The 15107-nt window shown below is 70.4% G+C and carries 16 protein-coding genes; 10 read left to right on the top strand and 6 right to left on the bottom strand.

Translation table 11 applies throughout. The features are described from left to right. The first annotated feature begins 365 nt into the window (after nucleotides 1-365). Nucleotides 366-1820: a lamin tail domain-containing protein gene (locus tag FREUN1FDRAFT_RS21210; RefSeq protein ID WP_006542227.1), complete on the top strand. Its 1455-nt coding sequence runs from the start codon at nucleotides 366-368 to the stop codon at nucleotides 1818-1820. Nucleotides 1821-1993: 173 nt separating this feature from the next. On the opposite strand, the gene FREUN1FDRAFT_RS21205 is transcribed toward FREUN1FDRAFT_RS21210, so the two are convergent. Next, nucleotides 1994-2422 (bottom strand): hypothetical protein, encoded by a 429-nt coding sequence (locus FREUN1FDRAFT_RS21205; protein ID WP_006542226.1) that lies wholly within the window; start codon nucleotides 2420-2422, stop codon nucleotides 1994-1996. Nucleotides 2423-2697: 275 nt separating this feature from the next. Here FREUN1FDRAFT_RS21205 and FREUN1FDRAFT_RS21200 point away from each other — a divergent pair, with 275 nt between their 5' ends. From FREUN1FDRAFT_RS21200 to FREUN1FDRAFT_RS21185, 4 genes are all read left to right on the top strand, one after another. Further along, nucleotides 2698-3039 carry a metalloregulator ArsR/SmtB family transcription factor gene (locus FREUN1FDRAFT_RS21200; protein ID WP_035952786.1) on the top strand — a complete coding sequence of 114 codons (342 nt, stop codon included), beginning with the start codon at nucleotides 2698-2700 and terminating at the stop codon, nucleotides 3037-3039. A gap of 3 nt (nucleotides 3040-3042) precedes the next feature. Then, a complete protein-coding gene (locus FREUN1FDRAFT_RS21195; RefSeq protein ID WP_006542224.1) occupies nucleotides 3043-3549 on the top strand; it encodes an SRPBCC family protein in 507 nt (168 codons plus the stop codon). After that, entirely contained in the window at nucleotides 3549-4169 is a 621-nt protein-coding gene (locus FREUN1FDRAFT_RS21190) for a dihydrofolate reductase family protein (protein WP_006542223.1), read from the top strand. The genes FREUN1FDRAFT_RS21195 and FREUN1FDRAFT_RS21190 overlap by 1 nt, the downstream gene beginning before the upstream one ends. Before the next feature lie 155 nt (nucleotides 4170-4324). After that, nucleotides 4325-4780, top strand: coding sequence for a nitroreductase family deazaflavin-dependent oxidoreductase (locus FREUN1FDRAFT_RS21185; protein ID WP_006542222.1), 456 nt, complete (start codon nucleotides 4325-4327; stop codon nucleotides 4778-4780). Between the two features lie 105 nt (nucleotides 4781-4885). Here FREUN1FDRAFT_RS21185 and FREUN1FDRAFT_RS47460 read toward each other — a convergent pair whose 3' ends face one another. Then, nucleotides 4886-5020: a hypothetical protein gene (locus FREUN1FDRAFT_RS47460; protein ID WP_255348226.1), complete on the bottom strand. Its 135-nt coding sequence runs from the start codon at nucleotides 5018-5020 to the stop codon at nucleotides 4886-4888. A 173-nt stretch (nucleotides 5021-5193) separates the two neighbouring features. Between FREUN1FDRAFT_RS47460 and FREUN1FDRAFT_RS21180 the strand changes: the two genes are divergently transcribed. Continuing rightward, nucleotides 5194-6678, top strand: coding sequence for an ATP-binding protein (locus tag FREUN1FDRAFT_RS21180; protein ID WP_006542221.1), 1485 nt, complete (start codon nucleotides 5194-5196; stop codon nucleotides 6676-6678). A 325-nt stretch (nucleotides 6679-7003) separates the two neighbouring features. Beyond that, a complete protein-coding gene (locus FREUN1FDRAFT_RS21175) occupies nucleotides 7004-8401 on the top strand; it encodes a winged helix-turn-helix domain-containing protein (RefSeq protein ID WP_006542220.1) in 1398 nt (465 codons plus the stop codon). Between the two features lie 20 nt (nucleotides 8402-8421). On the opposite strand, the gene FREUN1FDRAFT_RS21170 is transcribed toward FREUN1FDRAFT_RS21175, so the two are convergent. Further along, complete coding sequence (locus FREUN1FDRAFT_RS21170) at nucleotides 8422-9033, bottom strand: class I SAM-dependent methyltransferase (protein WP_006542219.1); 612 nt, start codon at nucleotides 9031-9033, stop codon at nucleotides 8422-8424. Between the two features lie 202 nt (nucleotides 9034-9235). On the opposite strand from FREUN1FDRAFT_RS21170, the gene FREUN1FDRAFT_RS21165 reads away from it, so the two are divergent. Then, entirely contained in the window at nucleotides 9236-9661 is a 426-nt protein-coding gene (locus FREUN1FDRAFT_RS21165; protein ID WP_006542218.1) for a hypothetical protein, read from the top strand. Between the two features lie 231 nt (nucleotides 9662-9892). On the opposite strand, the gene FREUN1FDRAFT_RS21160 is transcribed toward FREUN1FDRAFT_RS21165, so the two are convergent. Continuing rightward, nucleotides 9893-10867 (bottom strand): NAD(P)H-binding protein, encoded by a 975-nt coding sequence (locus FREUN1FDRAFT_RS21160; RefSeq protein ID WP_006542217.1) that lies wholly within the window; start codon nucleotides 10865-10867, stop codon nucleotides 9893-9895. A gap of 287 nt (nucleotides 10868-11154) precedes the next feature. On the opposite strand from FREUN1FDRAFT_RS21160, the gene FREUN1FDRAFT_RS21155 reads away from it, so the two are divergent. Further along, nucleotides 11155-12879: a DUF2207 domain-containing protein gene (locus tag FREUN1FDRAFT_RS21155; RefSeq protein WP_232295321.1), complete on the top strand. Its 1725-nt coding sequence runs from the start codon at nucleotides 11155-11157 to the stop codon at nucleotides 12877-12879. Between the two features lie 19 nt (nucleotides 12880-12898). Here the strand turns inward: FREUN1FDRAFT_RS21155 and FREUN1FDRAFT_RS21150 are convergent, their stop codons facing one another. Beyond that, nucleotides 12899-13492: a TetR/AcrR family transcriptional regulator gene (locus tag FREUN1FDRAFT_RS21150; RefSeq protein WP_006542215.1), complete on the bottom strand. Its 594-nt coding sequence runs from the start codon at nucleotides 13490-13492 to the stop codon at nucleotides 12899-12901. Between the two features lie 65 nt (nucleotides 13493-13557). Here FREUN1FDRAFT_RS21150 and FREUN1FDRAFT_RS21145 point away from each other — a divergent pair, with 65 nt between their 5' ends. Then, nucleotides 13558-14640, top strand: a complete 1083-nt coding sequence (locus tag FREUN1FDRAFT_RS21145; RefSeq protein ID WP_006542214.1) for a hypothetical protein — start codon at nucleotides 13558-13560, stop codon at nucleotides 14638-14640. A gap of 48 nt (nucleotides 14641-14688) precedes the next feature. Here FREUN1FDRAFT_RS21145 and FREUN1FDRAFT_RS21140 read toward each other — a convergent pair. Then, nucleotides 14689-15107: SDR family oxidoreductase (locus FREUN1FDRAFT_RS21140; RefSeq protein WP_006542213.1), on the bottom strand; the 419-nt coding region annotated here is incomplete at its 5' end.

Genomic DNA, 15107 nt, shown 5'->3' with positions numbered 1-15107 from the left:
CTCCCCAGCGTGCATTCCCCGTCCTGACCTGCGGGCATCCGCCGAGCAGACCACACGGCTGCGGCGCCGCGACGTGTTGTCGAGATCAGGAGGCCGAGGCCGGGAGGAACAGGGCGGTCAGCGTCGCCGATGGTGGTCATTCGGTCAGACCGAGGCCCTGGAATCCACCCGCCGCGTCGCGTGGTGCGGCCAGCCGTCGGTCGTCCCCGTCGATCGGTCCGGCAGGCGAATGTTCACCCACACCTGGCTGAACGTTGCAGAATGCGCGAGATGCCCCCGAGGACGGGTCGGGACACTTCCCCCAACCCGCCAACAGCAGGGTCGCGGGCCAGTCCCGCACGCCAACTCGGAAGGGTTTCTTTTCGATGAAACTCCGGCTCCGCGCGCTCGTGGGGACCCTGGCCGCCGCCGCGACGATGGCAACGCTCACCATGCTCACCACCGCCCCCGCGGCGAACGCTGCCACGATTCCTTCGCAGGGATCGTCGACACTGCTTGACGTCGGCAACTGGAACGTCGAATGGTTCGGTGCGACGGGCTACGGCCCGACCAACGAGGCGCTTCAACAGCAGAACGTCCGCGACGTCATGGCGGGCGCCGATATGGACGTGTGGGGCCTCTCCGAGGTCGTCAGCACCTCGGCGTTCAACACACTCGTGGCCGGCATGCCCGGGTACACCGGGGTCGTGGCCAACGACCCGATCGTGACGAACGGCGCGCAGTACTACTCGGACTTCAGCAACACCGAGCAGAAGGTCGCCCTCGTCTGGCGTTCCAGCATTGCCACCCTGGTGAGCGCGAAGGTAATCCTGACCAGCCAGAACAGCAACTTCGCCGGCCGCCCGCCGGTGGAGTTCACGTTGCGCGGCACGTTCGACGGCGTCACCCGTGACCTCGTCTTCATCGTCCTGCACGCTAAGGCCGGGTCCACCCAGGACGCGTGGAACCTGCGCAACCCGGCGTCGCAGGCCCTCAAGGCCTACCTCGACACGACCTACCCCACGCAGAACGTCTTCGTCATCGGTGACTGGAACGACGACGTCGACACGTCCATCACATCCGGGAACGCTTCGCCCTACGCCAACTTCGTGAACGACACGGCGCGCTACACGTTCCCGACGCGGGCCCTGTCGCTGGCGGGCGTGGCGTCGACGGCGAGCTACTCGGACTTCATCGACCACCAGCTCACCACCAACGAGGTGCAGGCGAAGTACGTCACCGGCTCGGCGAAAGCCTTCCAGCCCCAGGCCTACGTCTCGAACTACGCGACGACGACCAGCGACCACTACCCGGTGCTGGCTCGCTACGACTACGTCATCGGCGGTGACAGCGGTGGCGGCGGTGGCGGCACACCCGCCAACGTCATCATCAACGAGGTGCTGGCCAACGAACCGGGCAGCAGTACCGCCGGCGAGGCCGTCGAGATCGTGAACACCGGTGGCACGGCGATCAGCATCGCCGGCTGGACCGTTCGGGACAGCTCGGCACTGCGGCACACGTTCGCCGCCGGTACGACGCTGCAGCCCGGCAAGGCGATCACCGTGTTCGGCGCGGCCTCCGCGATCCCCGGCGGCATCGTGGCGGTGGCGGCCAGCACCGGCGACCTCAACCTGGCCAACAGCGGTGACCAGGTGATCCTGCGGGATTCGGCCGGAACGACGGTCCAGTCGCTGACCTACACCTCGAGCCAGGTGAACTCCGACGGTGTGTCCCTCAACCGGAGCCCCGACGGCTCGGGGACCGGTGTCTGGGTCAAGCACAACACCATCAGCTCGCTGTCCAGCTCGCCCGGCCAGCGCGCCGACGGAACGGTGTACTGAGCCCTGATCCACCGGCACCGCGAGGGGCCTCAACAACGTTGTTGAGGCCCCTGCGATCGTTCCGCTCGATCGGCCCTGTCCTCGGTCAGGGTCTTCCAGACCTGACGGGGGGCCTGATGCCGTCAGCCCGTCGAGCGCGGGGAGCGGACGGCGTCATCCACCGACCCCGCGGGTCAGCCGCTGACGCCGGCGAACAGGTTCCCGTACCCGAGGAACCCGTAGATCGTGGTGTTCGCGGGAGCCTCGTCGGAACACCATCCCCCGTCGGGGCCCGCCACGATCGTGCTCGTCTGCCCGTACTCGTTTCCGCCCGGTGTGGCGTAGGCGGAACCGTTCACCGGTGACCGGGGAACAGCGGAGATGTTCCGGAAACGGATCATCTTCGTCCCGGTACTCGTGTTCTGCAGCACCTGTACCTGGATGCCGGCGTCCAGGACGGGGTTCCCGGACCACGACCTCGGGTTCTTGGAGACGGTGACCGACCAGCCGGGGAGGCTGGCAGCCCCCGAACAGGTTCCGGACGCGTGCGCGGGAGACGTCAGCACGACGGACAACAGCGTGAAGAACAGGGCTGCGACGACGACGGCAGCACGTGGACGCATGACTTTTCCCTCCAGCGGAGATCCTGTCTGTGCAGGGACCGGGAGCTGCGGAAACAGGCCACACGTCCGTCCGACCTCGCCCGAGGCGGCCCCGGAACCGCCTCCTGCCTCGTGGGGTCGAGGTCGCGCGTATGGCATCGGATCATCACGATCCGCATCAAGCATGAACGGTACGGGCGCCCAGTGCACACAAAGCGCCACGACCAGCGCCGATAACAGCCCGCGCCCCGACGCGACATCCTTGACGCATGCCGATATCGGCATATGATGCTGGCGTGGCGCGAGCAGCGACGACGTCGGACGTCTTCAACGCGATCGCCGAGCCGCAGCGCAGGCAGATCCTGGTGCTGCTGCGGGCGGGGGAGCGGCCGGTGACCGAGGTGGCCCAGGAGCTGGGGATGACCCAGCCGGGGGCGTCCAAGCACCTGCGGGTGCTCCGGGAGGTCGGGCTGGTGCGGGACCGCAGGGTGGGCAAGCAGCGCATGTACGGCCTGGACGCCCGCGGGCTGCGGCCGGTCCACGAGTGGATCGGCGGGTTCGAGCGGTTCTGGAACGGGAGCTTCGACCGGCTGGATGCATACGTGCAGGACCTCAAGCAGGCAAGGCAGGAGGAGTAGCTGATGAGCGTGACGGGACGAGGAGCGCCGGCGCAGTCCGCGGCGGCCGACCGCGAGATCGTCATCTCCCGGGTCATCGACGCCCCACGGGAGCTGGTGTTCGAGGCGTTCACCGCGGTCCGGCACCTGTCGCGGTGGTGGGGGCCGGAAGGTTTCACCACCACCACGCGGGCGTTCGAGTTCCGCGTCGGCGGGGAGTGGGAGTTCGTGATGCACGGCCCGGACGGGACGGACTACCAGGAGTGGATCTCCTGGACCGAGATCGCCCCGCCGGAGCGGATCGCGCTGCTGCACGGTGAGCGGCGCGGCGACCCGAACGCCTTCGAGTCGGTTCTGACGTTCGAGCCCGCCGGTGTGGCGACCCGGATCGAGATGCGCACGCTGTTCCCCACCAAGGAGCTGCGCGACGAGGCGGTCGAGAAGTACCACGCGATCGAGGGCGGCCAGCAGACCCTGGGCAACCTGGCTGCGTACGTCACCGAGATCGTTCGGAAGGGAGCGCGGCGCTGATGGCCGGGAAGGTGTTCTTCAGCGTTTCGATGTCGCTGGACGGGTTCATCGCGCCCGGGTCCGCCGAGGAGCTGATGGGGCAGCAGTGGATGGAACTGCAGCAGTGGGCCTTCCCGCTGCGTTTCTTCCGGGAGAACCTGAAGCTCGGTGAGGGCGGTGAGGAGGGCCGTGACAACGACATCGCGCGGGAGACGTTCGAGCGCACCGGCGCGAGTGTCATGGGCAAGCGCATGTTCGATGCCGGCGAGCACGCGTGGCCGGCGGAGGCGCCGTTCCACACGCCGGTCTTCGTCCTGACGCACGAGAGGCGTGACCCCTGGGAACGGCCGGGCGGGACCACCTTCCACTTCGTCAACGACGGCATCAAGCCCGCGCTAGACCAGGCCCGCGAGGCCGCCGGCGACCGGGATGTCCGCATCGCGGGCGGCGGCGCAACGATCCTGGAGTATGTGAACGCCGGCCTGGTCGACGAGTTCACGATCGCGCTCTCACCCGTGCTGTTCGGCTCCGGAATCCGCCTGTTCGAGGGCGTGGACGCGGGCCGCGTCGCCCTGGAGCCGGTTCGCGCGGAGCCTTCCCCGCGGGTGACGCACCTGACGTACGCAGTCCGGGAGCGGTGACCTGCTGCGTACCGTGAACGACCGGGGATACGTCGACGCGCGAGCCCGGAACATCGCCGCAACGCCACACCGCGCCCGGACACCAGATGCGAAGATCAGCGGTACCGGAGCCGCCGCCGCGGTGGGGCGGAGACGCCAACTCGTCTGGAGATCGCATGACCGAGACGACCCCCGGCGACAGCCCGATGGACTTCATTGCTGATCACACCCGCCGCTATCTCGACAGCGACGGTGCCGATGGGCACCTCTGGTACGGCATCGACGGCTCGTTCACCCAGGGAGCCCCGACGCTGCTGTTGACGACGCGGGGCCGTCGCAGCGGGAAGCCGCGCCGCACACCCCTGATCTACGGCCGGGACGGGAACGACTACGTCATCGTCGCTTCGAAGGCCGGCTTTCCCGAGCATCCGCTGTGGTATCTGAACCTGCTCGCCCATCCGGAGGCCGAGCTGCAGGTCGAGGCGGAACGGTTCCCAGCGAATGCACGCGTGGCGGAGCCCGCCGAGAAAGCCCGCCTGTGGCTTGTGATGACGGCGCTCTGGCCGGAGTACGACGCGTACCAGAGCCGTACGGATCGCGACATCCCGATCGTGCTACTCGAACGGAGCTGAGCTGAGCCGGGGGCGGGGTCCGGGGGACGCCTCGACATCAGCCGTCCGGATACCGCGACCTCCGGGCCCGTCAGAGGACCGAGACAGTCGATTGGTCTGTCGCAGTCAGTCGCAGACCAGGCAGTCCGGCGACGCGATCGACGTCCGCGGCATCCGATCGGCGGCCAGTTCTCGCGACAGTCTGGTGGGGGCGCGATGTGCCGGGCTGTCGCGGTAGTGGGCCGACCAGTTCGTGACCACGTCCTACCAGGTCCTTCCGGCCCGGACCGGGGCGCACTGGGTAAACCCGAAGATCTTGCTCACGCGGGCGCTCGCGGGAGGCGAGCCGCTGGGGCGCGGCAGCTTCCCAGAGATCTGGAAGTACGCTTCTTAGAAGTACAGTTCTAGCTTGCCGGTGAGCGGTGGTGGCGGATGTGATCGAGAAGCCTGCGCACGTGTTCGATCGCGACTTCGAGTGGGGCCACCTGGCGCGCTTCGCGGCCCGTGCGGGCGGGCCCGCGCAGCTGGGGGTGGTCAGCGGGCGGCGGCGGCAGGGCAAGACGTTCCTGCTGGAGGCACTGGCGCGGCAGACCGGTGGGCTCTACTTCGGTGCGACCGAGGCGACCGAGACCGAGTCGAGGGCGCTGTTCGCCGAGGCGCTCGCGGAGGCGACCCGGCTGCCGGCGCCGCTGCGGTTCGCAACCTGGGACGAGGCCGTTCGGTACCTGTTCTCGGTCGGTGCGACCCTGCCGGGTCCAGTGGTGATCGACGAGTTCCCCTACCTGAGCGCGGCGTCGCCGGCGCTGCCGTCGATCCTGCAGCGGGAGCTCGACCGCGCCGCATCGGCAGCACAGCGGGGCGAGCCGGGACTGTCCCTGTTGCTGTGCGGCTCGGCGCTGTCGGTGATGGGACGCCTGCTGGCCGGCAGCGCGCCGCTGCGCGGCCGGGCGAACCTGGAAATCGTGGTCCACCCGTTCGAGTACCCGCTGGCGGCCCGGTTCTGGGGCATCACGGATCCGCGGCTGGCGGTCGCACAGCACGCCGTCGTCGGCGGCACCCCGGCGTATCGCAGGTTCGTCAACGACGACGTCCCCGCCGGTCCGGGCGACTTCGACGACTGGGTGTTGCGCACGGTTCTCAACCCGGGCAGCCCGCTGTTCCGAGAGGCCCGCTACCTCCTCGACGAGGAGGCCGGCGTCCGGGATACGGCGATGTACCACTCGGTGCTCGCGGCTGTCGCCGGTGGTTCCAACACCCGCGGCGGCATCGCGAGCTACGTCGGCCGGAAGGCCACCGACATCTCCCACCATCTGGGTGTCCTGGAGGACTGTGGGCTGCTGCGCAGGGAGGAGGACCTGTTCCGCCAGGGCCGTGCGGTGTATCGGATCGCCGAGCCGCTGATCGTCTTCTACCAGGTCGTCATGAGGCCCCGCTGGGGATTCCTGGAGAGTGGGCGGGCCGCCGCGGTCTGGCGTGACGCCCGTCCTCGCTTCTCCGCGCAGGTCCTCGGCCCCCATTTCGAGCAGCTCTGTCGCGACCACGCGGCCTTCGCCCCGCCCGAGCTGTTCGGTGAGCTTCCCGGCGAGGTCGGTGCCGGCGTCGTCGCCGACCCCGAGCGCAGGACCCAGATCCAGATCGACGTGGCCGTGCTGGCCCCACAGGTGCCTGGCGAGCCGCGCCGCGTCCTGTCCCTCGGCGAGGCGAAATGGGGCGATGTCATGGGTTCCCGCCACGTCGACCGACTCCGCCGTGCCCGCGACCTGCTCGCCGCCCGCGGCTACGACACCCGCGACACGACCCTGACCTGCTACAGCGGCGCTGGCTTCGACCCGTCCGTCACAGCTTCCACGGCCGACCGCACCGCGGCCATCACTCTCGACCAGCTCTACGAGGTGCCTTCGCCGTCTCACGGAGCGTGACGCATGTGCGTCTCCTTGGTGCTTATCAGCGCTGCCGGGAGTAACAACGCGGTGTAGGTCACTGGCATCCGTGCACCTCATGATTCAGCGACAGCTCAGCGGGATCAGGCGGACTCCGGAGGGGTGAAGCTGTCGGTACCTGGTCGTACGGTGCGGCTGTGACCGTCAGGGTGATTACACGATGGCTGGCGACTCGGCTGGCGATTCCGCCGTTCCCGCCGTTCCCGCTGGTCCGCCGCCAGCGGCATCGGGCCAGGGTCCGGCCGCGGCACCGCCCGGGGCGCGAAAGCCGCTGCCAGCCCAGGTGCCGGGTCCGGTGGTCGCGATGGGCCCGCGGGCGCGCCGGGTGAGGCCCGAACAGCTCAGCGCCGCGCAGGCCCGCCGGCTCGCGCTCGCCGTCCAGGGCTTCGGGCGGCCCCGGCCCGTCGCGCTGCCCGGGCGCCGCCACCTGCGCGGGCTGCTGGACCGCGTCGGCCTCCTCCAGATCGATTCGGTGAACGTGCTGGCCAGGTCGCACTACCTGCCGGGCTGGTCGCGCCTCGGGCCGTACTCGCGGGCCGCTCTCGACGACTACGTCCACCGGGAGCGCCGCGCCTTCGAGTACTGGGCGCACGAGGCGTCCGTGGTGCCGGTCGCCTGGCAGCCGCTGCTGCGGTGGCGAGCCGAGGCGGCCCTGGCAGGCGAAGGGATGTGGCGAGGCGTCGCGGCCTTCGGGCGGGAACGCGCCGACTACGTCGCGGCGGCACTCGCCGAGGTGACCCGACGTGGGCCGATCAGCGCGGCCGAGTTGCCCGGCCCGGGCCGTGGCGGCGGCTCCTGGTGGGGGTGGACGGACGGCAAACGCGCGCTGGAATACCTGTTCTGGACCGGGCAGGTGTGCGCGGCCGGGCGCCGGGCGACCTTCGAGCGTGTCTACGACCTGCCCGAGCGGGTGCTGCCCGCCGACGTCCTCGCCGTGCCCACACCGGAGCCGGCCCAGGCACACCGCGCTCTGCTGCTGCACGCGGCGGACCGGCTGGGCGTGGCCACCGCCGGTGACCTCGCCGACTACTTCCGGCTCCCGGCCAGGTTGGCCCGGCCTCGACTGGCCGAGCTTGTCGAGGCGGGTGACCTGCTGCCGGTGCGGGTGGAGGGCTGGTCGTCACCGGCCTACCTGCGCCCTGGGCTCGTCATACCGCGCCGAGTCGACGCCGCCGCACTGCTGTCACCGTTCGACTCGCTGATCTGGGAGCGTTCGCGGACCAGGCGGCTGTTCGGCATGGACGTGAAGCTCGAGGTCTACACGCCGGCACCGCGCCGTCGCTACGGCTACTACGTGCTGCCGTTCCTGCTGGGTGACCGGCTCGTCGCACGGGTCGACCTGAAAGCCGACCGGGCCGCCGGTGTCCTGCGGGTTCTCGCCGCCTGGGCGCACGACCCCACCGAACCCACCGACCCCGCCGAACCCGCCGAACCCGCCGGACCCGGCGAACTCACCGAGCCGGCCGACCCGGCCGAACTCGTCGGCGGCGTGGCGGCGCCGGCGTCGGTCCCTGCGATGGCGAGCGCCCGGCCGTCGACGGCCGGCGGCCAGCCGCCGGCGGCGGTGGTGGTGGCCGAGGCGCTCGCCATCGAACTGCTCGGCATGTCGGCCTGGCTGGAACTCGGCCCGGTCGAGGTGGCCCCGCGGGGCACCCTCGCCGGCCCGCTGCGCCGCGCCCTGGCTGCGTCTGCGGCGGTCTGACCGGAGATGACCGGCTTGGTTCAGTCGCGTCGGACCGCGACGCCCTCGTAGCCGAAGCCGATGATCTCCGGGCCGATCCGGTAGTTGTCGAGGCTCTCCAACGTCAGTCCGGCCTTCGTGACGAGCTCGTCGATGGGGCGGTCTAGGTGGCAGCCGCCGAACAGCCGGCCCCAGGCCGGGGTGAGCCGTTCCTGCCAGCGGGCGACCCGCGCCCGTGGGGACCGGCCGTGCTCGGTGAAGTGCAGTGTCCCCTGGGGCCGCAGGACGCGACGGACCTCCCGCAGCGCCCGGTCGACGTCGGGGATCGTGCACAGCGTCCAGGTGACCAGCACGTGGTCGACCGAGGCGTCGGCGAGTTCCAGCCGCTGCCCATCCCGGCCGACGAACTCGACCGGTACAGGCGTCGTGGCGATTCGCCGCTGCGCGAGCCGCCGGCCGGTCGCCGCCGGCTCGACCGCCAGCAGCCGGGTGACCTGCGCCGGCAGGTGTGGCAGGTTGCGCCCCGAGCCGAAGCCGATCTCCAGTACCTCCCCGCTCAGCCCGGCGGCCGCCCGGGCCCGTGCCGGGTCGACCATCCGTCCGAGCACCACGTCGATGATTCGCGGCAGCACCTGATCGTCGTAGAGTCCCACACCCGCTCCTTACCCGGATCGCCGTCGGCGGGATCAGTGTTCATGTGGTAACAGCATGCGGCGGGCAATATGCGGATGTATATGCGGACAAAGCCTCACGGCTCGCTTTGCGCGCGGTCGACGCGCGCGGCCTACGCGCCTGGAGTTACGGTTGTTCCTGTCCGAATTAGGTTGTGAAGAACCAGGCGAAGGAGGGAGTGTTATGGCTCGATTGTCCGAGCAGCTGGCCGACCTGGCCATGCGTGCCAAGAGAGCCGAGGATGCCGCGGACGCGGCTGAGAAGCAGGCCCGCGCGGAGCTGGCGACCAGAGTCGATCAGGCTCGTGTTAATGCCGAGCGACACGCGAGCGGGCTTCGCGAGAAGGTCGACGAGGCTGGCCGGGAGGCCTCGGGCCGTTGGAGCGAGATCCAGGGCCGTTGGAAGGACCACGTGAGCGGCATGCGCGCCGAGGCCCAGGAGAAGAAGGCTGAGATCGGCGCCGACCGCGCCGAGCGGCGAGCGGAAATCTGCGAGGACGACGCTCTCTATGCGATCGACTTCGCGATGGCGGCGGTGGAGGAAGCCGAGTTCGCCGTGCTCGACGCGACCCTCGCCCGTGCCGACGCCGAAGCCGCTCGGGTCGGGTAGTCGCGGTCGATTCGATACCCGGACCAACGGGACAGATGTCCGGCGGGCAGGTGACACGGAGATCGGGCCGGTGCTCGCGTCTGTCAGATGACCGGTTCCGGCACGGCGCGTGCCGTTCGTACAACTCCCGGAGCGCGTTGAGATCGCCGTCGCCGACCCTGGCCAGCAGTGGCCGCATCGCTCCCGACGTCCGTCATGACCTGACTGCCGCGCCAGCGCCCCGAAAAAGACTCAGGACCACCGAATCAGGTCGGGCGGTCCGTCGACGAGCCCGGGGGAGCCGCCCGTTCGGGCCCGGAGGGCCGAGGCCTGGTCGACGAGGACGTCGAAGCCGGCGGGCGGGCGGCCGAGCAGGGTGGCGACGTCGTCGGTGGCTCTGTCGTACCTGTTCTGCCGGTGCAGCCGGGCCATGGTGGCGATGTGGTCGCGCAGGTGGGGGGAGAGGCCGAGGGGGTCGAGATCCACCGTCAGCCACTGCTCGTAGGGCACGTCGACGTAGGTCACGACGCGCCCGAGCAGGTGGGACAACTCGGCGGCGATGGCGTTCATGTCCCGCGACGCGGCGCCGGTCAGTTCGTAGACCCGGCCGATGTGCCGCGGTGGGTCGATCAACACCTCGGTGACCACCTCGGCCACGTCGCCCGCGGCAACCGGAGAGGTGCGCCCGTCGCCGAACGGGAGCCTGATCATTGCGTCCCGTCGGATCGACGCCGCGGCGAGCATGCTGAACAGCGGGTTCTCCATGAACACCGTCGGCCGGACATGGGTGACCGGCAGCCCCGACCAGTCCAGGACGTGCTCGGCGAGCCAGTGCAGCCGCTGCTGCCGGGACTCGGCGGTGCTGGTGAGACCCATCTGCGAGACGGTCATCTGCGACATGTTGACCAGAAGTTCGAGTGGGCCCGCCTCGCGTGCGACCGCCGCCACCGTGGCCGCCGCCTCCACGTAGTCGGCTGACACACCCATCCCGAAGTACATCCGCCGGCAACCGTCGATGGCGGCCGCGACGTCGGGGGCGCGGGTGAGATCACCGACGACGACCGTCACGCCGGGCAGCCCGCGCAGCGCCTGGGCCCGATGGTCGTCGTGATGCACCAGGGCGCGTACCGGCATCCGCCGGGCGGACAGCAGCTCGACCACCCTCCGGCCGACCCCGCCGACTCCGCCGCCGGCACCGGTCACCAGGATCCGAGGAAACTCCGACACGACCGTCTCCCGTCCTGTTCGTCGCCCCCGTCGTCCGCGTGGGGCCACCGAGGATCCGGGGCAGGCGCGTGCCGCGTGCTGTAGGAGGACGGGGCGACCTCCCGCCTGGAGTGTGGCCTTCCGCGACCGGATCGGCACCATCCCTGACCGTGCGCGGGCCAGTGGGAGCAATGCAGGTATCCCTTTTTGTCGTCGGCTCGGAGTCGCGGAATCAATGGTGTGGGATGCGGGTCGGTGACGTATTCCCGACATTGCGCACCTCGCTTCTGCCGGTCATGGTTATCGCCATGTCGGAGGCTTTCTCCTCGTGGAGCCCCTTCGGGGTGGTCAGCCATGTCGTGCTGGCCGGCCCCGCACTCGCATTGTTCTTCCTGGGGCTGAAACTGATGGTCCTGCGGTTGCGGGTCGCGTTGTGGTTCCGCCTCCGCTGGGGGCCGCCCCCGTCGCAGATCGCGCCGCCGGAGCCTTCCATGAACACCGATGGCGGCGAGGGCCCGGACGCGCGCGAACGGGAGGAGCGGCTGGAGGCGGAACTCGCCCGGCAAAGAGCCGAATGGAGGGCCAGGTTCTGGGGACCGGCGGTCGCGGCGACCATCCTGGACCTGGCCCACCGGGGCTACCTCCACATCTCGCGGGACGCCCGACATGGTCTGCTCGTCCAGCGGACAGCCAAGCCCGTCGAAGAACCGCTGGTCAGGCACGAGACCACCGTGCTCGACCTCATCAGCGCGGAGACGGCGACCGGCCCGCTTCCCGCCGACGTCCTGCTCACCGAGGCTCAGCCCGACGGGGAGAAATGGCACGACTGGGTGACGGCCGACGCACTGCGCCGGCCACGGCAGTACCAGCGGCTGGTCACGAAGCTCTGGGTGGCATCCGCGCTGTTCGGGCTGACCTACGCGATGATCAACGGTCTGATCGAGGCGGACTTCTGGGACGCCCCCGAGGTCCGCACCGAGGAGACAGTGAACTCGCCCTATCAGGCGTGGTTCATCGGGTTCTTCTCGGGTGCGCTGCTGACCGCGGTGGTGACCGGCGTTTTCTACGCCTGGACGAGCGGGTGGCGCCGCTCGCTCCACCACGCACAGCTGAAGCGGACGACGAGAGCGATCGACGCCGAACCCGCGCTGGCGACAGCCACCGCGGACGAGATCGAGCGATTCGGGATCGCACTCGTGTACGCCGCCGCGCTCGGCCGCGCTCCCGCCGCGGTCGCTCCCTTCACCCGCGCCGCCGCGTCCAGCACAGGATCCTGGACCTCCCGCGGCGGCACACCCCGGTTCGTCACCATCGACCAGCCAGCGACATCGACATCCCCCGACGTCGACATCGCTGGCTCCGAGACCGTGGTCGGCCACGTGCTGCGTTCGTGGACCGACTCGTCCGGAATGTGGGTTGCCCTTGACGACGGCCGCGGCGACCGGACACCCGCCCGCCCGATCGGCGACCTCGTCGGCCCCCTGCCGAGACGCCACGCCCGGGTACGCCTGACGCGCCACGGCGGCCAGACCACCTGGGCGGTGAGCACCCTCGAACACGCCCCCGGACCACCGGTGGCCTGGGTGGCACTCCGCGACGTCCTGTCCATCGCCGAACTGGAGCGCCTGCTACCCGGGGGCAAGGCCAAGAGCAACGGCTGGGGGCGATGGGTGGTCCGTCACCCTCAGTCGCCGACCGTGCTGATCAGGGTCAGCCTGTGGGCGAGTCGGCGCCCGCCGGGCAGGCTCCTTCTGGCGCTGGGCGGCCGGCGCCAGAAGGAGCCTGCCCGGCACCAGCCCACACCCGGCACGGCGGACGTCGCGGGCCGCCACCATGCCGTCGTCCGCGTCGGGGACGTCACCGCTCTCGTGCTGGCCATCGATCGGCACAGGACGGATCGACAGGACACGATCGCCGCCCTGGTCTGGCTCATCGCCGCCCGGCTCGGCGCTCCCGTCGGCGATCCTCCGCCGGCCCTCACCGGCCCCGCCGGCGCCGAGGAGGATCGGCCATCGGCAGCATCGCCTTCGTAGCCATTTCACCCGGCGCTGGTCAGCCGGGCCGCTGGCCGTGACCGGCGGCTGCTCGGAGAAGTGGCATGAGGATGACGTCGACGATGGACCGCAGGGCGGCGTCGGACGGTGTCCCCGTCACGAGTATCTCGTGGCGGACGAGGTCGATCGGGAGTGCCAGCAGACGGCTGGGCAGGGGCGCGTCGCCGAGCTCGCCGCGTTGCCGCGCGTGGTCGACGATCGGCTGGACCAGCTGGGTGCCACGGGCCACCAGCAGCTCCCGCAACGACTCGGCGGCTGAGGGCGGCAGCTCGGCCATCAGAGTGAGCAGCACGGAGCGGTCGCTGGCGTCGACGACCGTTCGGACCTGATCCAGCAGCGCCAGCAGGTCGCCGGCGAGACTCCCGGTGTCGGGCGACACGATTGTCGTCGAGTTCGCTCGCACGGTGGCCGCGGCGACCATCTCGGCCTTGGTCGGCCAGCGGCGGTAGAGCACGGGCTTGCTGGTCTCGGCGCGTACCGCGACGCCCTCGAAGGTGAGTCCCGCGTAGCCGTGCTCGGCGAGCTCGGCGGTGACCGCTTCGAGGATCGCCTGCTCCAGGGCCTCGCCACGTCGTCGGGTTGTCTTCGTCACAGCCCTATAGGATACGCTACGTTTCTAAATTAAGATACGATCCGTTTCTTATGGGGAGGCGTCCCATGGCCAGCACTCCACCTGCCGCGACCGTTGACCGCCAGCCCGGGTCGGAGACCGCCCCCGCCATGAGCGCCTCAGCCTCGGTATCAGTACGCAAGATCGTCACGGTTGTCCTTGGGTTGACCGCCCTCCTGGCCGTGCTGCTGCTCGCGTTCGGGCTCCCGGCGTCCAACACCGGGGCGCACGGCGTCCCGATCGGCGTCGTCGCCGACGGCGCCGGGGCCGCCGGGGCCGAGCAGGCCGCAGAGCAGCTCCACGGCTTCACCGTGACCCGGTACGACACCGCCGCCGCGGCCCGGACCGCGATCCTCCACCGTGACATCTACGGCGCCCTCGACCTCAGCTCGGGTGGCACGGTGCGGGTGCAGGTCGCCTCGGCATCGAGCTACTCCGCCGCCCAGTTGGTTGAGCAGGCGGCCGGCGCCATAGCCTCGTCGCGGGGGGCGACCACGACGGTCGAGGATGTCCGGCCCTTCCCGGCTGGCGACACGCATGGAGCCGGCCTCTCGGCTGGCGCCCTGCCGATGGCGCTGGGTGGCTGGATCGGCGCGGTCGTCATCATGCTCCTCATCCAGGCGCCGGGCCGCCGCGTCGCCGCTGCTCTCAGCCTCGCGGTCGCGGGCGGTTTCGCGCTCACCGCGGTCATCCGGTTCGTAATCGGGACCTTCGACACCAACTATCTGATCACCTCGGCGGGCGCAGTGCTCGGCCTGGCCGCCACGGCCATGACCGTCCTCGGGCTGCGCAACCTGCTCAACGGACTCGGTCTCGGGATCGCCGCCATCGCTCTCGTCGTGCTCGGCAACCCGCTCTCGGGCCTGGCGAGCGCGCCCGAGATGCTGCCGAGGCCCTGGGGTGCCGTCGGCCAGTTCCTTCCGCCGGGCGCAGTCGGCACGCTGCTCCGCGACCTCGCCCTCTTCGACGGCCACGGCAGCACCCAGCCATTCCTGGTCCTGCTCGGCTGGCTCGTGGGCGGCTGCCTGTGCTTCTGGCTCGGCGTGCGCCGCAACCGCGACCAGCTTGAGTCCGAGCACCTCGAGTCCGAGATCGAGGAAGCCATCGGTGAAACCCCCGCCGTCGCATGAGCAGTGTCGACGTACTCCGGGGGACGGCTGCTCCGATGCCAGGGCCGTTCAGGCGCCTCGGGCCATCGCGATCATGCCCTTGAGGGTGAGGTCGGCCCTGGTTCCGCCGTCGCAGAGGATGTCGGTGCCGGTGAGGTAGCCGGGTCGGTCGCTGGCGCAGAAGGCGAGTAGCTCGGCGATCTCGTCGGCCCGACCGAAGCGCTTGAGGGCGGCGTGGTCGAGGAGCTTCCCGGCGCCGCTGGCCTCCTCGAGCCGGCCCATGGCGGTGTCGAACGAGCCGGGGGAGACGGACAGGATGCGGGCGCCCTTCGCGCCGAACGCCGCAGCCTGCCGCTGGGAGTACCAGATGACGAAGTTCTTGCTGAGCGAGTAGGCCGAGCCGGGGCGGGACGCCTTCGGGCCTCGGCTCGCGGCCGCGACGATCTTCCTTGTGAACCTCTCGACGTCCACATCGGCCAGCTTGTAGG

The sequence above is a fragment of the Parafrankia sp. EUN1f genome, from assembly GCF_000177675.1.
GTDB lineage: Bacteria > Actinomycetota > Actinomycetes > Frankiales > Frankiaceae > Parafrankia.
Note: the sequence above shows the minus strand (reverse complement) of the source record. Positions and strands in the feature narration are given on the sequence as shown.